Origin of the sequence: Microcoleus harperi Pol14_C6 (assembly GCF_036701295.1) — a bacterium.
GTDB lineage: Bacteria > Cyanobacteriota > Cyanobacteriia > Cyanobacteriales > Microcoleaceae > Microcoleus.
In genome coordinates, this window is sequence record NZ_JAUBQN010000066.1 from 1 (window position 1) to 16,059 (window position 16,059).

The 16,059-nt window shown below is 45.3% G+C and carries 14 protein-coding genes, 1 tRNA gene and 1 pseudogene; 5 read left to right on the forward strand and 11 right to left on the reverse strand.

Features of this window, described 5'->3' with window-relative positions; genetic code table 11:
• Together QUA27_RS25905 and QUA27_RS25910 are read right to left on the reverse strand one after the other, a co-directional pair.
• Positions 1–312: pseudogene (locus QUA27_RS25905) on the reverse strand (hypothetical protein); the annotation flags it as partial.
• A gap of 156 nt (positions 313–468) precedes the next feature.
• Complete coding sequence (locus QUA27_RS25910) at positions 469–1,161, reverse strand: GDSL-type esterase/lipase family protein (RefSeq protein WP_333071756.1); 693 nt, start codon at positions 1,159–1,161, stop codon at positions 469–471.
• 80 nt (positions 1,162–1,241) lie between these two features.
• On the opposite strand from QUA27_RS25910, the gene QUA27_RS25915 reads away from it, so the two are divergent.
• From QUA27_RS25915 to QUA27_RS25930, 4 genes are all read left to right on the forward strand, one after another.
• Positions 1,242–1,472, forward strand: coding sequence for a DNA-directed RNA polymerase subunit omega (locus QUA27_RS25915; protein WP_333071758.1), 231 nt, complete (start codon positions 1,242–1,244; stop codon positions 1,470–1,472).
• A 300-nt stretch (positions 1,473–1,772) separates the two neighbouring features.
• Entirely contained in the window at positions 1,773–2,369 is a 597-nt protein-coding gene (locus tag QUA27_RS25920) for a hypothetical protein (protein ID WP_333071759.1), read from the forward strand.
• A 369-nt stretch (positions 2,370–2,738) separates the two neighbouring features.
• On the forward strand, positions 2,739–3,107 hold the full coding sequence (locus QUA27_RS25925) for a DUF1818 family protein (protein WP_333071761.1): 369 nt from the start codon (positions 2,739–2,741) through the stop codon (positions 3,105–3,107).
• Positions 3,108–3,144: 37 nt separating this feature from the next.
• A tRNA-Pro gene (locus QUA27_RS25930) sits at positions 3,145–3,218 on the forward strand.
• Between the two features lie 234 nt (positions 3,219–3,452).
• Here QUA27_RS25930 and QUA27_RS25935 read toward each other — a convergent pair.
• Together QUA27_RS25935 and QUA27_RS25940 are read right to left on the reverse strand one after the other, a co-directional pair.
• On the reverse strand, positions 3,453–5,129 hold the full coding sequence (locus QUA27_RS25935) for a mechanosensitive ion channel (protein ID WP_333071764.1): 1,677 nt from the start codon (positions 5,127–5,129) through the stop codon (positions 3,453–3,455).
• 234 nt (positions 5,130–5,363) lie between these two features.
• Entirely contained in the window at positions 5,364–6,431 is a 1,068-nt protein-coding gene (locus QUA27_RS25940) for an RNA-guided endonuclease InsQ/TnpB family protein (protein ID WP_333071767.1), read from the reverse strand.
• Positions 6,432–6,578: 147 nt separating this feature from the next.
• On the opposite strand from QUA27_RS25940, the gene QUA27_RS25945 reads away from it, so the two are divergent.
• A complete protein-coding gene (locus tag QUA27_RS25945) occupies positions 6,579–7,043 on the forward strand; it encodes an SRPBCC family protein (RefSeq protein WP_333071769.1) in 465 nt (154 codons plus the stop codon).
• A gap of 133 nt (positions 7,044–7,176) precedes the next feature.
• Here QUA27_RS25945 and QUA27_RS25950 read toward each other — a convergent pair whose 3' ends face one another.
• The 7 genes from QUA27_RS25950 to QUA27_RS25980 all read right to left on the reverse strand — a co-directional run bounded on the left by QUA27_RS25950 (position 7,177) and on the right by QUA27_RS25980 (position 15,780).
• Entirely contained in the window at positions 7,177–7,863 is a 687-nt protein-coding gene (locus tag QUA27_RS25950; RefSeq protein ID WP_333071770.1) for an alpha/beta hydrolase, read from the reverse strand.
• A gap of 298 nt (positions 7,864–8,161) precedes the next feature.
• Complete coding sequence (locus tag QUA27_RS25955; RefSeq protein WP_333071771.1) at positions 8,162–8,986, reverse strand: SirB1 family protein; 825 nt, start codon at positions 8,984–8,986, stop codon at positions 8,162–8,164.
• A gap of 326 nt (positions 8,987–9,312) precedes the next feature.
• Positions 9,313–11,190 carry a DNA mismatch repair endonuclease MutL gene (gene mutL / locus QUA27_RS25960; RefSeq protein WP_333071772.1) on the reverse strand — a complete coding sequence of 626 codons (1,878 nt, stop codon included), beginning with the start codon at positions 11,188–11,190 and terminating at the stop codon, positions 9,313–9,315.
• A 195-nt stretch (positions 11,191–11,385) separates the two neighbouring features.
• Positions 11,386–12,480 (reverse strand): ATP-binding protein, encoded by a 1,095-nt coding sequence (locus tag QUA27_RS25965; RefSeq protein ID WP_333071773.1) that lies wholly within the window; start codon positions 12,478–12,480, stop codon positions 11,386–11,388.
• 337 nt (positions 12,481–12,817) lie between these two features.
• Entirely contained in the window at positions 12,818–14,032 is a 1,215-nt protein-coding gene (locus tag QUA27_RS25970) for a beta-ketoacyl-ACP synthase (protein ID WP_333071774.1), read from the reverse strand.
• Positions 14,033–14,251: 219 nt separating this feature from the next.
• Positions 14,252–15,037, reverse strand: coding sequence for a peptidylprolyl isomerase (locus QUA27_RS25975; RefSeq protein ID WP_445251550.1), 786 nt, complete (start codon positions 15,035–15,037; stop codon positions 14,252–14,254).
• 176 nt (positions 15,038–15,213) lie between these two features.
• The gene (locus QUA27_RS25980) at positions 15,214–15,780 is read right to left on the reverse strand and encodes a photosystem I assembly protein Ycf4 (protein WP_333071776.1); all 567 of its coding nucleotides are present in this window, start codon (positions 15,778–15,780) and stop codon (positions 15,214–15,216) included.
• Positions 15,781–16,059: the final 279 nt, after the last annotated feature.

The following is a 16,059-nucleotide window of genomic DNA, read 5'->3' on the forward strand; positions in this document are numbered from 1 at the left end:
CAGATAGCACTCAGTTTTTTCGCTTCTGTGCTTTATTGCGTAAGCATCCCTATTTAAAAACTGTCCGGAGTATTGATCTAAAAAACTTTCAATAAACTCGCATATTTTTGCTGCATCCCATTCATTAGTTTCTCTTTGAAAATCCGGTTTTCGCAAAAACGGATAGAAGAAAGAACTTTGTTCTAGATCGCGAATACCTATAGTGAGGATACTTCTTCCCATATTGCGTTCGGGCTGATCTTTAATTTCAAATGCGTCTCTGGGAATAAGTGCATCTAGACTAACTGGGGAATTTTTGGATAATTTTGCCATTTTAAGTACCGAGTGTTACTTTTTAGTGTTTCTTGAGTTTTCGCTTGAGCGTGTTCCGTTTGAGCGTTGCAAGTCAAATCAATTTCGCTCAATCTAGAGGCTAAGTGCCCATTCAGAATGCCGCGAAATTTAGCTTTGATGACTAATGACTATTGACTATTGACTAATAGCGGCGAGCGGCTCCCAACTGGTCACATCTTCAAATAAAGATTGATACCCCGCTGCATTGGGATGAAGTCCGTCTGCAATCAGGCGCGATCGCCACCAATCACTACCCCGATTTATCCATTTATCAAAAATATCTAAATAGGGAATGCCCCGCAACTGACAAGCTAATTTCGTTGCTTCCTTGTAGCGATATTGGTCAGCATGACTGTAATACAAACAATTTTGAAAAGGCATTTTACTTTCATCCACCGGCACCATCCCGACAAATATCACCGGACAAAGTTGTTGGGACAGGTTTAACAAATTATCCAAAACAGTTTTAAAATGTTCAAAATCAGTATAACTGCGCCCGGTAGGCGACTGCACTCTCGCCGAATCGTTGAGGCCTACGGAAAGAATAATCGCATCCGGGACGCGGTTTCTGAGCTCGCCACGGTGGCGAAACTCGTTTTCGAGCCGCTGGGAGACTTGATAGGTGCGATCGCCCCGAACGCCCAAATTGTATAAAACGTGTCCTGCACTCTCCGGTAACATCCACTGGCGCCGCAATCTTTCCACCCAACCCCCGCCTACACCGTCACCGAAACCGTAGATTAAGCTGTCACCGAAAGCAACCAATTTGAGGGGATGAGAATTTCCCCGATGCAAGTGACCAAAGGAATAGGCTGTTGCTACCTGCATAAGCAATGATACTCAGTTAATAAATTATGAATCTTGACATACTAGACTAGAATGTAACATTACATAAAGTAGGTAGTCTCATGGCTAAGCGTCAACCCTTCGATTCAACTCAGCTAACCCGTCGCGCGGAAGAGTTGATTAACGGTGCATCCAACCGCTATCGGATTACGGTACAGGTAGCGAACCGCGCAAAACGCCGTCGTTATGAAGATTTTGACAATATGGACGACCATCAAATGAAACCTGTAATGCGGGCGATATTTGAGATGTCGGACGAACTGACTCAGCCGGAAATAATCGGAGATATCTAGGCTTCGGGATTTTTGAGTTTTGAGTGGTGAATTACCCAAAGTTTTTGTCAACTCAAAACTCAAAACTTTGTCAAACTAGACTTGGGTGCGGGTGACGAGAAACCCGGTTTATTCCTAGTTCCCTCGTTAAGAAACCTCTGATTTTTCAATAAAACCGGGTTAACGATCGTAAATCGTAAAATTATAAACTAGGACATCTGCTTACGGCTAAGTTTATGAAATTATTCTATTTCTCAAATTTTTGTCAAAACCGTGAATAGATTAAAGCAGGGCTTAAGTTTTCTTTTTGTTACTTTGAGTGTGGCTATTTTCACGCTTTTGAGTTGGGTATTGGAATCGGGCGAACTGAGTCTGTCGGCTTTGGAACCTTCGCTGCTGCGGACTTCTGAATCTTCCTCAGTGCAGCGGGTCGCTCAACAATCTGCGCCGCAAGTGAGGGTGCAAGATGCGTGGAAATTGGTGTACGAAAAATTGCCGGATTTCCCGATCGAAAATAACTATATTTCCAAGGAAACTGGAAAAGTCGATCCTACCAATACTTTAGTCGGGCGGTTGATTCGATATCACGTATTTGTCAAAGGACGGCCGCCCAATTACCGCTTTGATTGGAAGTTAAGTTTAGCTGACTATCTGGGGGCGACTCCAGATTATTTGGTGGAAAGCGTTTATCCGGGAAAGGACGTTTTGCGATCAAATCCAATGGAACAGGATCGTGCTGCTATTCAGAGGTTAAATAGAGCACAGCGGGATGCTTTAGTTCAAGCTTTGGTTGATGTTTTTACTGAGAATTCCGGGCGTGGGCGTACACCTGCTACGGGAGAAAAACCACAAGGGCGATCGAATTCGCCGGAAATACCGCAGCCGCAGCCGGGAGATGCGAAGTTGCTGCTACCGTAATACTCAGGAATGCAGAAATCGGGTTTTACGGAAATACTGCATCCGGGCCTTTGAAAATGGTAAAAAACCCGGTTTATTTCATATTTATGGGTAATATCAAATCTGTTAGCATCGGAATTATTCCTATCTCTATTCTCTTCATCGGCGTGAATCAGCCTCAATCCCTTGTCATCTGGGGTTAATATATTATCTTTTTTTGACTGCAGATGAGGGCAGAGCAACACAGATTAATGCAGATAAATTCTATCAATTTGGGTTGCACAATCTGTGATTGTTGACTGTTGATTGCATTTGACTATTCCCCTGTAACCAGAATTGATATAAGTCCTGCTAATCTAAAATCCAAAATCTAAAATCTAAAATCTCTCAATGGTGGAACGTATAATTAAGACTGGTAGCGGATGGCGTTTGGGATGGAACCCGGAAGTGGAGGAGTTTCAGGGTTTGGTGGCTGGCGACGGTTGGGCGATCGAACTCACGGAGGCTGAGTTGAACGATTTTTGCCGATTGTTGGGGCAATTAGCCGGCACAATGAGTCAAATGGCCTCTGAGTTAATGGACGAGGAAAAAATCGCCATTGAAGCCGAAAGCGACTTGCTGTGGGTCCAGGTGGAAGGATATCCAGAAGCTTACAGCGTGCAATTGATCTTGAATGCTGGCCGAAGGTGCGAGGGTTTTTGGCCCGCGGCTGCGGTTCGGACTTTGGTGCAGGCCGCAAAAGTTTTAAAAGTTTTTTGACTTTTTCGGGAATTCTATGCTAAGCTGTTAAAGCTGTCGGGGCGTAGCGCAGCTTGGTAGCGCACTACTTTGGGGTAGTAGGGGTCGTGGGTTCAAATCCCGCCGCTCCGATTGTGATAAAACCTTCTCTATGAGAAGGTTTTGTTGTTTTAGGCCGGCGACGCAGCTCTTAACATTCTCAATTAGGGGCATCGGCCCAGAAACAAAAATCAATCTCTGCTGCCAAACAGTCTATAGCTGTATCCTCAAATTCCAAGGCTTTGCGATTGCTTCGGGACCCTCACTCACAATGAAATTAATCAAAAAAAAATGGCGTTTGTACTTGACAAACGCCATTTTATAGAATTACAAACGTGGCGTCTTATCTTGTTTAAACGACGCTAACCATTCGCGAATTTGGTCGGCCGCAATCTCGCGCCCGCCCAAACCAAAAGCTAGAGCAATGCCAACTGCGATCGCCCCAAGCAGCAGCCCGAAAGCCAAATTGACAATATCGCTGCCAATGCCCATCTGTTGCAGCGCCAAGGCCGAAACAAAGGCAATAATCGCAATCCGAGCCGCTTGGCCCAACAGCCGCGCTTGGCGAGTTCCAGAACTGGCAATCAAACTAAACGCCAGATTCGCCAAATACAAGCCGATCGCAAATACCACCAAACCGGCTAGCACCCGACCTGCAACCAGGACAATACCGCTAACAATCGCCGTCAGTGCTGGAATCCGCAGCACATCGGTAGCCGCCACCACAGCAAACAGCATGATGCCCACCTGCACCACAATGCCGACAAATTCCGAAGGCGTGCGGGCCGGAAGTTCCGGTTCTTGAAGAATCGTTGCGTCGGGATCGATCGAACTCGGCGGTAGCCGCAGCCGCTGTTTCGGTTGCTGCACTCCCAACCAAGAAAAGACATTGTTAAAGCCAATTCCGGTCAGGATATTAGTAACCAAATCGCTTACCCAGCGTCCCAAAATGTAAGCAACCGCCAGAATCAGCGCTGCAGTGAAGATTTTAGGAACCGCGCCCAAAATGTCGTTGAGCATCGCGATTGCCGGCTGCGAAATCGCCTGAATGTCCAAAGCGTTCAGAGCTGCGATCGCCGTTGGAATCAAAATCAAAACATAGACGATCGTCCCGACAATCCACGACAGCGATTGTCCGCCCGAATTCCGCGAAATTCCAAACCGAGCGCCCAAACTGTCCGCCCCAGCAGCAGCCAACAAATTTGTGACAATCCGTCGCACCACCATAGCCAGCAGCCAGCCGACAAACCCAATCAGCACAGCTTCCAGAATTTTGGGAATAGCCGCCAGAATTTGGTTGAGTAAATTATTAACCGGCAGCAGAGCCTGCTGCATTTCCAGCGAGTCGAGAATCAGCGGCAAAAACAGCAGAAAAATGAACCAGTACAGCGCATTCGCCACAGTATCGCTCAGCAGCAAAGGGCGCTCAGTGGGCGCAGCGCCCACTTCCTGATTCAAGCGCTCGTCCACGCTAAAAGCCCGCATCGCCCGCGATACGGCCATTTTGGCGACAGTTGCTAACACCCAAGCAATCCCCAACCAAATTAGCGCGCCGGCTAACTTCGGCAAGAAACCGGTAATTTGATTGAGAAAAGTATTGAGGGGTTGCGAGACAGCCGTTAGATTCAGGCGGTTGAAAAAGGCAATTAGGAAAAAGACAAAAATGATCCAGAACACCGCTGCGGAAATCCATTTTTCCACTTGCGGGGCTCCAGTTCCTTCTGGGCGGCCTGTAATCCAAGCAGCCAGCCGATTGTCGATCGTAGTCTTCTTGAGCAATCCCCCGACTACAGAAGACACGAGGGCTGATACTATCAAGCCAATGAGCAGGATACCGACGGCCCAGATGAGATTTTCAATGTTTGAGCCCTGAATGAAATTGTTAATTCCACGTTCTGCATCTGTCAGCGGATTCCCGGGCTGGGCCTGGGACAAAATGCGATCGGACAACGCCGCTATGGGGCCCGATATGGGTTGAGTTATTTCTTGCCAAGTTTCATTCATTTTTTTCTCAGGTTAACGTCAGATTTGACAAGGAGAAGACGAAACTTTAATAATAGTTCCAAAAAATCTAGACATCGCCTAAATTTAATGTTTGTACACTTTTAATCGTACTGGGTTAACTACAAAACCCTCTATCGAATTTGGGATCAACCCATCTCCGACTGCTTTTGGGCCAATATTCCAAGAACCTTTCACATCGGCATTTATGAATCCTCCAGTTTTGGTTCTGAACTATCATCTTTTTACCCTACTGCCAATGTAGTCGGAATGTTGTTGAATTGGTTCCAAATCCAAACCTGAACATTTTGATGTGTAACTCTCCTCAACTAACCCAACTTGAGTTTCCGCAAGTTGTCTTTTGTACTGCAATATTTTCCGAAATCGGCGCTGGGGAATACAGGCAAAATTTTGATTTTTAATCAAACCAGTATTAATCCCCTCTTTAAAATCCTGGTTTCCGCCTATAACCAGCAAGCCCATTTGATGATTGACGAGTTCTTTAATAATTGCGGAACTCGTCGTGTGGAAGTAATAATCCACTTTACAGTTACGCTTGTGCCAGCATTTGGCAAGTTTTTTACTGTTTTTTTGTGCTGTGGGCAGCAATGATTTCAATGGCGCTGAAACTTGATTGCAGTATTGATTGGTTGACTTAACAGCCCGTCCGCCGTAGATTGTGGGTACTAACCCAAGAACATTGTAGGTTAATGTTGCCAGATTGTTTAATCCTAAATCTATGGCAGCTACTCTCTGATTAACTTGTAAAGGCTGTTCTAACTTCTCATAGAGCACCTCGACCACATAACAACCTACTGTGGGAACAATCCGGATTTCCCGAATCGAGGTGACTCTTGAGGGCAACCAAATATTAGTCCCAGAGGGGGGAACATATCCTTTTTTTAAGGATCTTTTACTGATAGCTTGACAATTAAATACAACTAAATAGCCCCCGTCCTCTATTTTTCGCTCTCTTGAACCTTGATAATGAGGGATTTTCGGTGTTGCTTGAAATTTAGTTGGGTCTTTCTGATAGTTTCGCACCCACAGATAATAGCTAGTCCATGCTTTGAGGACTAAGCCGAGCGTGCTTTGTGCTACTTTTGCGGGCAGTGCTGTGTAATCAAGACTTGTTTTAAGCGCGCGATCGACAGCTAGAGCGTTTGTTTCTTGGCTCGCGAAAAAGTTTGGACGGTAGATGTAGTTAGCGCTATTGTAAAGATTTTTGCACAGCCAAGAAAGTCGATCGGCTTCTCGATAAAACCTATGATTTGGTTTAAAGACGTGCCTTTCGACTAGCTGCATAATTGGTATATATAGTTTAATTCAAGATGATACACTGTATTTATGAGTGTGTCAATCTTTTAATTTCTGGAAAAATTGACGGTACAAGTAAATAAATGACTATCAAGTAAACAAAGTTTTGTAATACCCTTCTTGTTGCAGGTTCTCATGTCAATTCGTCAAGTTTTCGAGCAATCCATTGAAATTCGCGCTGCTGCTACTCTGGTGGAGCAGTGTATAGTCGATCGCACTTTAATGCACAAGTGGCTCAATCCCCTGCTGCGCTGCGATCCCCAGGGCGAATGGGATACTGCTGTAGGAAGTCGTAGCTTATTTATCATAAAAATTCCCGTTTTGCAACCCACTTTGGAGAGTGTTGTGTTGGAGCGACAACCCGGTTTAATTGTGTGGGGGTTTGACGGATTTTTCAAAGGATGCGATCGTTGGGAATGCCAGCCGCAAATCCAAGGAACTCTCTTGATTAACCGCTTTGAATTTCAAATTCCCAATCGTTTAATTAGATTTGGTTTCAATCGTTTTGCAGCCCCTTGGACAGAAAAAGATATGAAAGACCAACTCCGCCGCCTCAAGCGGGTAGCCGAGCAATTATCTCAAAAAATGGGTAATGTATAATGAGTAAGGGGTAATTGGGAACTTTTACCCTAGCGTAGCCGAAGTATGGGTAATTTGTAATAGCTGAAAACCAAAAGCTAATAGGAAAAAAAGCACCAACTTCCCAATTCCCCATTCCCTCAAGTTGAGTTATTTACTTCGCACTTCCCGATGGATTGGGCTGACAAATCATTTCTCTTGCCGAATTCACGGCTTGATTAGCCGTATTTTGCAAAGCCGGGGAATTCTGATACAATGCTTGCAAATCTTGCACATCTTTAATCACTCGCTCGTAGATCACCATCGCTTGATTGCCGTCAACTTCTAAGGCAGCAGGGCTGTAGTTTTGCATCACTTCAATCAGCGATATTTTGCCATCTTTGGAAGCTGCGACTAAAGCATCGCGGAGTGCCGGCGCGCTTTGCAGCCGAGTTGCCGGCGCATAAGCAACCTCCCCCAATTGTTTGAAAACAATTTCCCCAAAATAAGTGCTTGCCAGCCGCGCTACTAATTGAGAATCTAAAGGCACTTCTCGCGTTAATATTTCCCGCACCGACTCGGGAGTTTGTTTCGCAAGACTCAGAACGCTTTGCAGTTGAGATGATGCTTGACCGGTTTGTGCAAAGCTTTGCAAGTCGCTCATCGGTAATGTTACGTCAACAGCACCGTATTTTACGGTAACATTATCTAATGCAAAGGCTTTGCTACTGCTTAGGAATACTGCACTTGTTCCCAGCAAAAGCGCCAAACCTAAAGATAAAGACTTTGACATTCTTTTGGTTAAATGGGCTGACAGCGGTTGCATTCCGTTGAGATAACCTTGTTGAAACTGAAAGTTCATGAGTTTTTGCCTCTTTACGTCAAAATACTTTTTAGATAGCTCGTCAGTGCGGGTATCAGTCGGGAAAGTCGCATCGGAATTTCCGTAAATGACCTATGATTCTACAGTCAAGTCAAGCAAATTCAACCTATCAAAAGATAGGTGTTAATTGGGAATTAATATGTTATAGTTAATCTTTTGACAATTTTAGATACCTTTGCAAAAATGATAAAAGCGAAATTTGGTCGTCGGGCAGCAGTTTATTGAGTGTCACTTTGATGTCTTATAGTGTGCTGTGCGACATATAGCGAATTTAAGTTCAAAGATCTAGATCGAGCCGATCGAGCAATTGGCGAATTATAACAGCATCCTCAGCATTCGGAGCATTTTTCAGGTATAGTTCCAAATCGTGGCGCGCTTCGGTCAAGCGTCCCAGTTGATAATATAGAATTCCGCGATCGCGCCGTTCACCCAGCGCATCGGGAAACAGCAGCAAAATCCGTTCGATCGCCAAGAGTACCCTCACAGCATCTCGCTGCTGCAAGTAAATCGCCTTCAGATTTCCCAGCATTCGCCCCAAAAAATGTCGGCGACTTACCGGGGCGAGAAAAGCCGGCTGCAACTTCATAGGTTGGCCGTAAATTTGAGAAAGTCTCCCTTGACAATCTTCAGGAAATAATATCTCGCCGCCGTTAAACGCATCAACAAAAATACCAGCATCTTCAAAATCCGGTCTAATTAAAAAATGTCCCGGCATCCCAATTCCCACCATCGGAAAATCAATGCGCTTAGCAACCTCCAAATACACCAAAGATAAAGAGATCGGGATGCCAGTACGGCGATCGATCACTTGATTTAAAAAGCTATTGCGGGGGTCATAATAATCAGCATCATTGCCCGCAAACTGCAACTCCCCGTACAAATAGGCGTTAATAGTTTGAATAATCCGCAGAGGATAATTCTGTGCCGGCAGGCGATCGCGCACTTCATCTGCGATCGTGTCGAGAGCGTTGAGATACTCGTCGGGTTCTAAATTCGGGTATTCTTCCAAAGCCATGTAAAGGGCAGCTTTCGCCAGGTCTATCGAGCCATCCGGCTGATTTATTTCTTGATAAAAGAGTTGTCGGGCGATCGAAAAATCCATATTTATTATTGATTTATGTTTAATTGACATTTTATACCCATACCATGAACAGGCAAGATGCCTGTTCCACAAAAAAGATTATTCGGATCGACCGAAATTTTTGGTAGTATAATTAACCTTTTTTATGCTAATAAAGGCATTTTTTCTTGTGGAACAGACATCTTGCCTGTTGCCCCAAAGATATTAAAAAAAGTGCATTATTTAAATTTTAATATATTCTAAGTTTTTTCATATAAATCAGCCACTATTTTTAATAAAGCTTCACGATATATTTTTTGGGCATCAAGCCAGACTGAGGTGAACGCCATCTCATGTCAAATAAACTTTCAAATCCCGTGACTTTTGCCAATCACCCAACTGCGACGAAAAATCCGAGCCAAAGTCGATTCTTCCAAAGCAAAATAGATAGGGCGGCCGTGAGGACAAGTACGCGGATTGCGAGTTTTCTGCCACTCATCTAACAAATTCTGCATTTGCGAAAGACTTAAAGGAGTACCGTTTCGCATAGCACTGCGGCAAGCAGTCGCAACTTGAGCCGCTTGTAAATCTGCGACTTTACTGAGTTCAAAAAGCGCATCTGCACAGTCATCTCGATCGGCTAACAATTCAGGAACTTCGCGGGCAGCCCATAGCTGTTCGCCAAAACTTTCTACTTCCAAACCCAAGCGGAATAAATTCTCTATTTGCAGTGCAGATAATTGACTGAGAATCACGGGTTTTTCTAGACATTTTAGCTGCCAAGCCGCGCACAATTGCTCGTACAAAACGCGCTCGTGAGCGATGTGCTGTTCTATCAACCACATTCCGCTGGAATGTTCGGCAACAATGTAAGTATTGTGAACTTGAGCGATCGCCCTCAATTCCATCAATCCTACTTTATTAGCTTTTTCCTGTTCGCCGCCGTCCTCATTCTGCCTAGCCGAAATCCCGACACTGTAAGCACTTTTTTGTTCCGATGCCTTCAGCAATTTTCCCACTCGATCGGGAATTGGGGCAGGCGGCAAAACTTCATCGTTCAGGTGCAAAGCGCGAGCAATTGCCGCACTAATTTGTTCTTGCCAAAAACTCGGATCGTGCAGATAAATTTCCACCTTAGCCGGGTGGCGGTTCCAGTCGATTTCCGAGGAGGAGATTTGCAGGTGGACAAAACACACGGGATAGCGATCGCGCGGACAAGTGCGGGCAAAGGCGCTGAGAATAGTTTGCTCTAATTCGGGCGATCGCACAACTCGCCGATTTACCCCAACCTTCACCCAATCCGGCCGCCTGCGGTGACAGCGATCGGGCAAACCAATTACTAACTCCAAACGCTGGGAATTGGGGATTGGGAATTGGGAACTGGCAAGGGGTAATTGGTAATTAGGTTTAACTGTAGCTCCAACAAGTTGAGTTTCTATTACTAAATTTGCTGCTTTATTATTTGCAGGACTGGCAGGCAAATCTAACTTTAAATACTGCAAATCGCTCGCACGCACGCCGCGCACAAATTGAGGTAAAATGTGTTCCGCTGTGCTACCAGGAGTTACGTGCAAACAAGGCGTGTTTCCTTGACGCAACTGCCAATTAACGTGCGGGTGACAAATAGCAATTTGCTGAAGAGTTAATTGGATCGAGCGCATTTGCTGTGTAGGCGACAAAAAACTGCGGCGCACAGGCCAATTGCCAAACAAATTATCAACAGTCACCACCGTACCCGGAGCGATCGCCGCTGTTTCCACCTCCACAGCAACGCCTGCATTGTTGTAAACCACCCGCCAGCCCGATCGAGCATTTTCAACTCCCCCCTTGTTAAAGGAAGATTTGGCGGGGGTTTGCGCCGACTCTCGATTTTCCGAAAAATCCCCCAATCCCAAATCATTCGATCGGCTCAAAACCTCCAAACAGCCCAACTGAGCTAGACTGTGCAAAGCTTCCCCACGAAATCCCAAAGTATCAATTTTGTAAAGGTCCGCTTCAGTGGTAATTTTGCTCGTACTGTGGGGCGAAGCCGCCTGCTGCAAATTTTCCAAATCCATTCCCGTACCATTATCTGCAACTTGCACCCGCCACTGTTCCGGCCACACAGAAACAACGATGCGAGTTGCGCCAGCATCCAGAGAATTTTCAACTAATTCTCTTACCGCTGCGGCGAGCGAGTCAATGACTTCACCGGCGGCAATTAAATTGATAACTTCTGTGGGTAAGGCTTGAATAGTAACTGGCATCAAATTTTTAGCAGTTTGTTAATTGAATTATACTTGATTCTGTAACTCCTTGCACAGTATTAGGACTTACGCTCTTAAACCCAGGTTTATTAGGAAAATATTGTTTTATAACAAGATATCTACTCATCAACCAAGTCTCTGAGGCTTACTGGAAAAGTCCTAAATATATCTTTGTACCCCTTAAATTTGATCTGATCAAGCCATGATTTTAGGCAAGCGGATGTAAAAAGTTGTGCCTTTACCGTCCTCTGACTCATAAGTAATTTTTCCTTTGTGAGCCTCAACGATCGACTTAACAATCGCCGTTCCCAACCCAGTACCAGTCCGCTTGCCATAAGTTACAAACGGTTCAAATAACTTTTCCTTAATTGTCGGCGGAATGCCCGGGCCGTTATCGTAAATGCTAATTTCTGCCCATTCCTCACTTTGTGCCACGGCAATCTCCACCCGACCCCCTCTGCCGCCAAAAGCCTCAACAGCATTCCCAACTAAATTTTGTAAAACGCGCAAAATCTTATTTTCATCCGCTTCCACGATGACTTCTGTCACCCGTACTGCTAAATCTACTTTTGCTGCTTCACAATAAACTCTGTTCAACTTTTCAAACTGTTGCAACGTCTGAATTAGATTAATGGGTTTTTTATGTAATACAGAATTACCGCGCGAAAACTCTAATACTTCTTCAGCCATCCCCAACATTCGCTGAACCTGCAATTGAATAAGTTCGCACCACTCCTGAGTTTCCTCATCGTCGTGCATTTCTTTGAGCATTTCAGTGGAGAGTTTAATTCCGGTAAAAGGACTTTTAAAATCGTGAATAATTGTACTCACCATTTCTCCTACTAATACCATTTTTTGTTTGTGTACCAACTGGCTAACATATTGATCCGTGGTATCCCGTAAATTTTTAGTAATGAAACTAAACATTTGCAGTACCGAACTGCCTTTAGCAAACTGGAGAGTTGTTATTAGTTCTTTACGGCCTATTTTCGCCAAAGTCGAGCCTGCAACTGCCACAGCTCTAGCACTGCGTGGCTCTCCGTCTAAAACTCCGAGTTCGCCAAAATAATCGTCTGGCTTAGCCACAGCAACAGTTTGATATTTATGGTTTTCAAGCCGCTTGCTAAACTCGACTTTACCTTCTAAAACTAGATAGAAAAAATCCGCTGTTTCTCCTTCTTCAAAAACCAGCGTTTCCTCATCAAAACTCTCCAAAACAGCTATTTGGCAGAGGTGAGCAGCTTGCTCTGGTTCAAAATAAGACATAAATCGATGAAATGCCAGATCCATGTTAAGATACCTGAAACTTAATTGAAACAGTTTCTTTCTTCTATTTTCGCCGATCGGGATCGGTACGTTAATCAAATACAATACTGCTTGAATCTGCCTCTATTTTCTGACCTCCCAGGCTGGGACGCAAGGATCGGCGTCGGGATGCAGAGCCAGACTAGCATAGCAGCAGCAGTAATCTCACCACAATTCTCAGTTAATTGACTAAAATACATAAATATTGTAGTATTTTTGAGATATAAATTAGATCTGCGGCTGGGTTCTCCTGCCACCTGAGAAGATTTTAACTGTAGAGATATCGTGTAATTTAAAAGCCGATCGACCGAGTTTACAAAAATTAACGATCGCCCGATAAAACGATCGCAGCATTCTGCCCGCCAAAGCCAAAACTTAAACAAACCGCATTTCTGACAATAGCCGATCGCGCACAGCGAACAAAATCTAATTCAAACCCCGGTTTTTTCATTCCAACGCAAGGCGGCAACATCTGATATTTAATACTCATCAAACAAAAAGCCACGCCCAAAGCTCCCGAAGCTCCCAAAGTATGACCCGTAGCCCCCTTAGTCGAACTAACAGCAACTCCTCGGTGAAATAACTTCTCAATTAACAGTGCTTCGTGTCGGTCATTTAACTCAGTTGCAGTACCGTGAGCGTGAATAAAATCTATATCAACCGCTGCTAAATTACTGCGTTTCAAACATTGATTTACCGCCGCGATCGCACTTTCCCCCCCCTGATCCGGTGCGTTAGCATAGCAAGCATCATTTGTCAAGCCAAAACCAGAAATTCGACCGTAGATTTTAGCACCACGACGCCTTGCCAATTGAGCGGATTCTAATACAAATAAAGCCCCGCCTTCACCGAGCACAAAGCCTTCCCGATTTTCATCAAAGGGATAGCACCCATTTTTTGCCAAAGCACCCATCCGGCTAAATCCAGCCAGAGTCAGCGGTGTGATAGGCGCTTCGACAGCACCTGCGATCGCCCGCTGACACTCACCGGTACGGATTAAATCAACAGCGCGGGCGATCGACCAAATACCCGTCGCACAAGCAGCCATCGGTGCCAATACCGGCCCCGTCGAACCAATTGCCCTCGCCGCTGCGATCGCCCCCATGTGAGGCAAAAAATTCACCCATTGAGAAGTGGGAATTGAGAATTGGGCATCGGGCATCGGGAATTGCGAATTCGGCATCGGGCATCGGGAATTGGGCATCGGGAATTCCCTTCCTTCTTCCCTCTTCCTCCTTCCTTCGCTTGCCAACAGTTCCAAATTTGCCTGGAAACCTCGGCTAGAACCGATCGCAATTCCGCAATCAGGCAAAGGCAAAGTCAAATTAGCATCTTGCACAGCATCTATTAGAACCTGCCGAGTTAAAGTTATTAAATCGACAGGTTTTGTCCCTATTAAAGCCAAAGGTTGCCGTTCAAGTTCTATAAAAGGTTGATGTTGCCGAATTCCTGATTCCCCAGACAACAATCTTTTCCAGCTACCATCCAGAGTGCCTAAAGCAGAAACCAGGCCAATTCCCGTAACAACAACATCCACATCTGCCCTCAGATTCCCAAATTTTTAGTCATTAGTCATTAGTCATCAGTTATTAAGTTATTTATGATTGGAACTAATTATTAACTATTAACCAACGACCAACGAGTGATATCATTTCCGGTTGCATCGGAATAATAAAATCGAGTCAACCGTCAACATTAAACAATCATCTCGATCGTGCAACCGGAATTGATCTGACGAGTGACGACTGACTAATGACTACTGAATAGGCTTAAAATTTTCCAAACCCTCAGTAACCGTAGCTTTATCTATTCGATCGCCCGCTTCAATCTTATCAACAACATCCATCCCTTGCTTCACGTACCCAAAAACCGCATAGCTGCCGTCCAAAAACGGTACATCGGTCAAAGTAAAATAAAACTGAGAAGAAGCCGAATCAGGACTCTGCGAGCGAGCCATAGCAACAGCCCCGCGACTGTGCACCAACACGGGTTTCTCCTTAACCCCAGCTTCTTCTAGCGTTTGGCTGTAAGTCGGATTGGCAGCACCTTTAGCTTTAATTTCCAGAGGAATCCTGCGTTCGGTAGAAGTTTTTGGGTCAATAAAACCCCCAGTTCCCAGTCGCGCTGTAGGGAATTTAGGGTCTTTGCCCTGGGGGTCGCCGCCCTGAACTACAAAAGGCTGAGGTTCCCGCACGACTCGGTGAAAAACCAATCCGTCGTAGACACCTTTCTGTACCAAATCGACAAAATTGCCCGCAGTAATTGGCGCATTTTTGCCGTCGAGTTCGATCGTAATTGGAGCACCTTTAACCGTCATTACCACCGTTGCTTTTCCTTCCAATCGTGGCAAATTGCTAAATTGCGAACTCGCGGCTACAGCAGCAGGAGAAGGAGACGGAGACAAAGAAATATTTTCACCCGACGCCGGATTCGATGTCGGAGTCGAGTTTGCCACAGGAGAACTACCGCATCCTCCGACAAACAACGCGCCAATTATTAAAAGTGAGAACAACCACCGCTGAATTTTGACTTGCATTTGCATTTGTATTTTCACTATCACTTTCACTCAATGATGTAAGGTGCGCAATGCGCACCCTAGACTTATCGATTTACCAGGGATAATTTGCACCGCTTCGTGCTCACCCAATATTTATCGATAGGGTGCGCATTGCGCACCCTACGAGACATTACCAATCTAAAATCGCAAATCGCAAATCCCTATAGTCCTTCTAGGGGAACTTGCAAAAATCGAGCCAATTCGGCCGCTTGATTTTCGACTTGCGACAAAGCAATCGGCTGTCCGACTCTAGTCAGGGGAAACTGACGGCGGTCTTTGAGCTTAAGATAAATACTGCGACGGGGACTCAGGCCTTCTTTAATGTCCACCCGCACAGATTGCACGTCCGATGTCTTGCAAGTAAAATCAAGCTTGCGGTTTTTGCCGGGAAAACCCCAGCGAAAGATCCGAATGTTACCAGTTTGTCGATCGAACTCGTTGTAACCGCCACCGACATCCCAGAGAATAGTCAGCCACAGGTAAAGCGCCAAAAGCACGCCACAGACACCGTAGAAACCCATCGCAATGCCTTGGGGGATGAAAACAAGCTGAGTCGGGTCAGCAAAAGGAAGCAGGTTAACGTGCAAGTAGCTGGAAATGCCCGACAGCAGGAAACCAGTCCCTCCAATGCTGACCACCGTCGCCCACCAGTAATTGCTGAAGCGGCGGGAACCCAAAACTGGGTAGCGCAGGACAGGATCGATCGAGGTCATTGTTTTTGCAGTCATAAAATTAAACAGCCTTAAAGCCAAATCTTAATTCAATTAGCCCACCGAGCGTCACGCTTCGCTGACGAGATCGCGATCGACCGATCGGCATTGTGTATCAACTCCTGCTAATTATGTTGAAAAATTATGAACTTCTAATATATAGTTATGTTAACTTTAATTAGAAACCTTGGTCTTTTAACAAGCAAAAGGATTTTACCCCAATGACAATCGCAGTCGGACGCGCCCAGACCGAAAGAGGCATATTTGATGTCCTCGACGACTGGCTCAAACGCGATC

Coding starts and splice junctions, on each gene's coding strand:
- QUA27_RS25910 (WP_333071756.1), bottom strand. CDS start 1,161: ATGCAGGTAGCAACAGCCTATTCCTTTGGTCACTTGCATCGGGGAAAT.
- QUA27_RS25915 (WP_333071758.1), top strand. CDS start 1,242: ATGGCTAAGCGTCAACCCTTCGATTCAACTCAGCTAACCCGTCGCGCG.
- QUA27_RS25925 (WP_333071761.1), top strand. CDS start 2,739: ATGGTGGAACGTATAATTAAGACTGGTAGCGGATGGCGTTTGGGATGG.
- QUA27_RS25935 (WP_333071764.1), bottom strand. CDS start 5,129: ATGAATGAAACTTGGCAAGAAATAACTCAACCCATATCGGGCCCCATA.
- QUA27_RS25940 (WP_333071767.1), bottom strand. CDS start 6,431: ATGCAGCTAGTCGAAAGGCACGTCTTTAAACCAAATCATAGGTTTTAT.
- QUA27_RS25945 (WP_333071769.1), top strand. CDS start 6,579: ATGTCAATTCGTCAAGTTTTCGAGCAATCCATTGAAATTCGCGCTGCT.
- QUA27_RS25950 (WP_333071770.1), bottom strand. CDS start 7,863: ATGAACTTTCAGTTTCAACAAGGTTATCTCAACGGAATGCAACCGCTG.
- QUA27_RS25955 (WP_333071771.1), bottom strand. CDS start 8,986: ATGGATTTTTCGATCGCCCGACAACTCTTTTATCAAGAAATAAATCAG.
- mutL (WP_333071772.1), bottom strand. CDS start 11,190: ATGCCAGTTACTATTCAAGCCTTACCCACAGAAGTTATCAATTTAATT.
- QUA27_RS25965 (WP_333071773.1), bottom strand. CDS start 12,480: ATGGATCTGGCATTTCATCGATTTATGTCTTATTTTGAACCAGAGCAA.
- QUA27_RS25975 (WP_445251550.1), bottom strand. CDS start 15,037: ATGCAAATGCAAGTCAAAATTCAGCGGTGGTTGTTCTCACTTTTAATA.
- QUA27_RS25980 (WP_333071776.1), bottom strand. CDS start 15,780: ATGACTGCAAAAACAATGACCTCGATCGATCCTGTCCTGCGCTACCCA.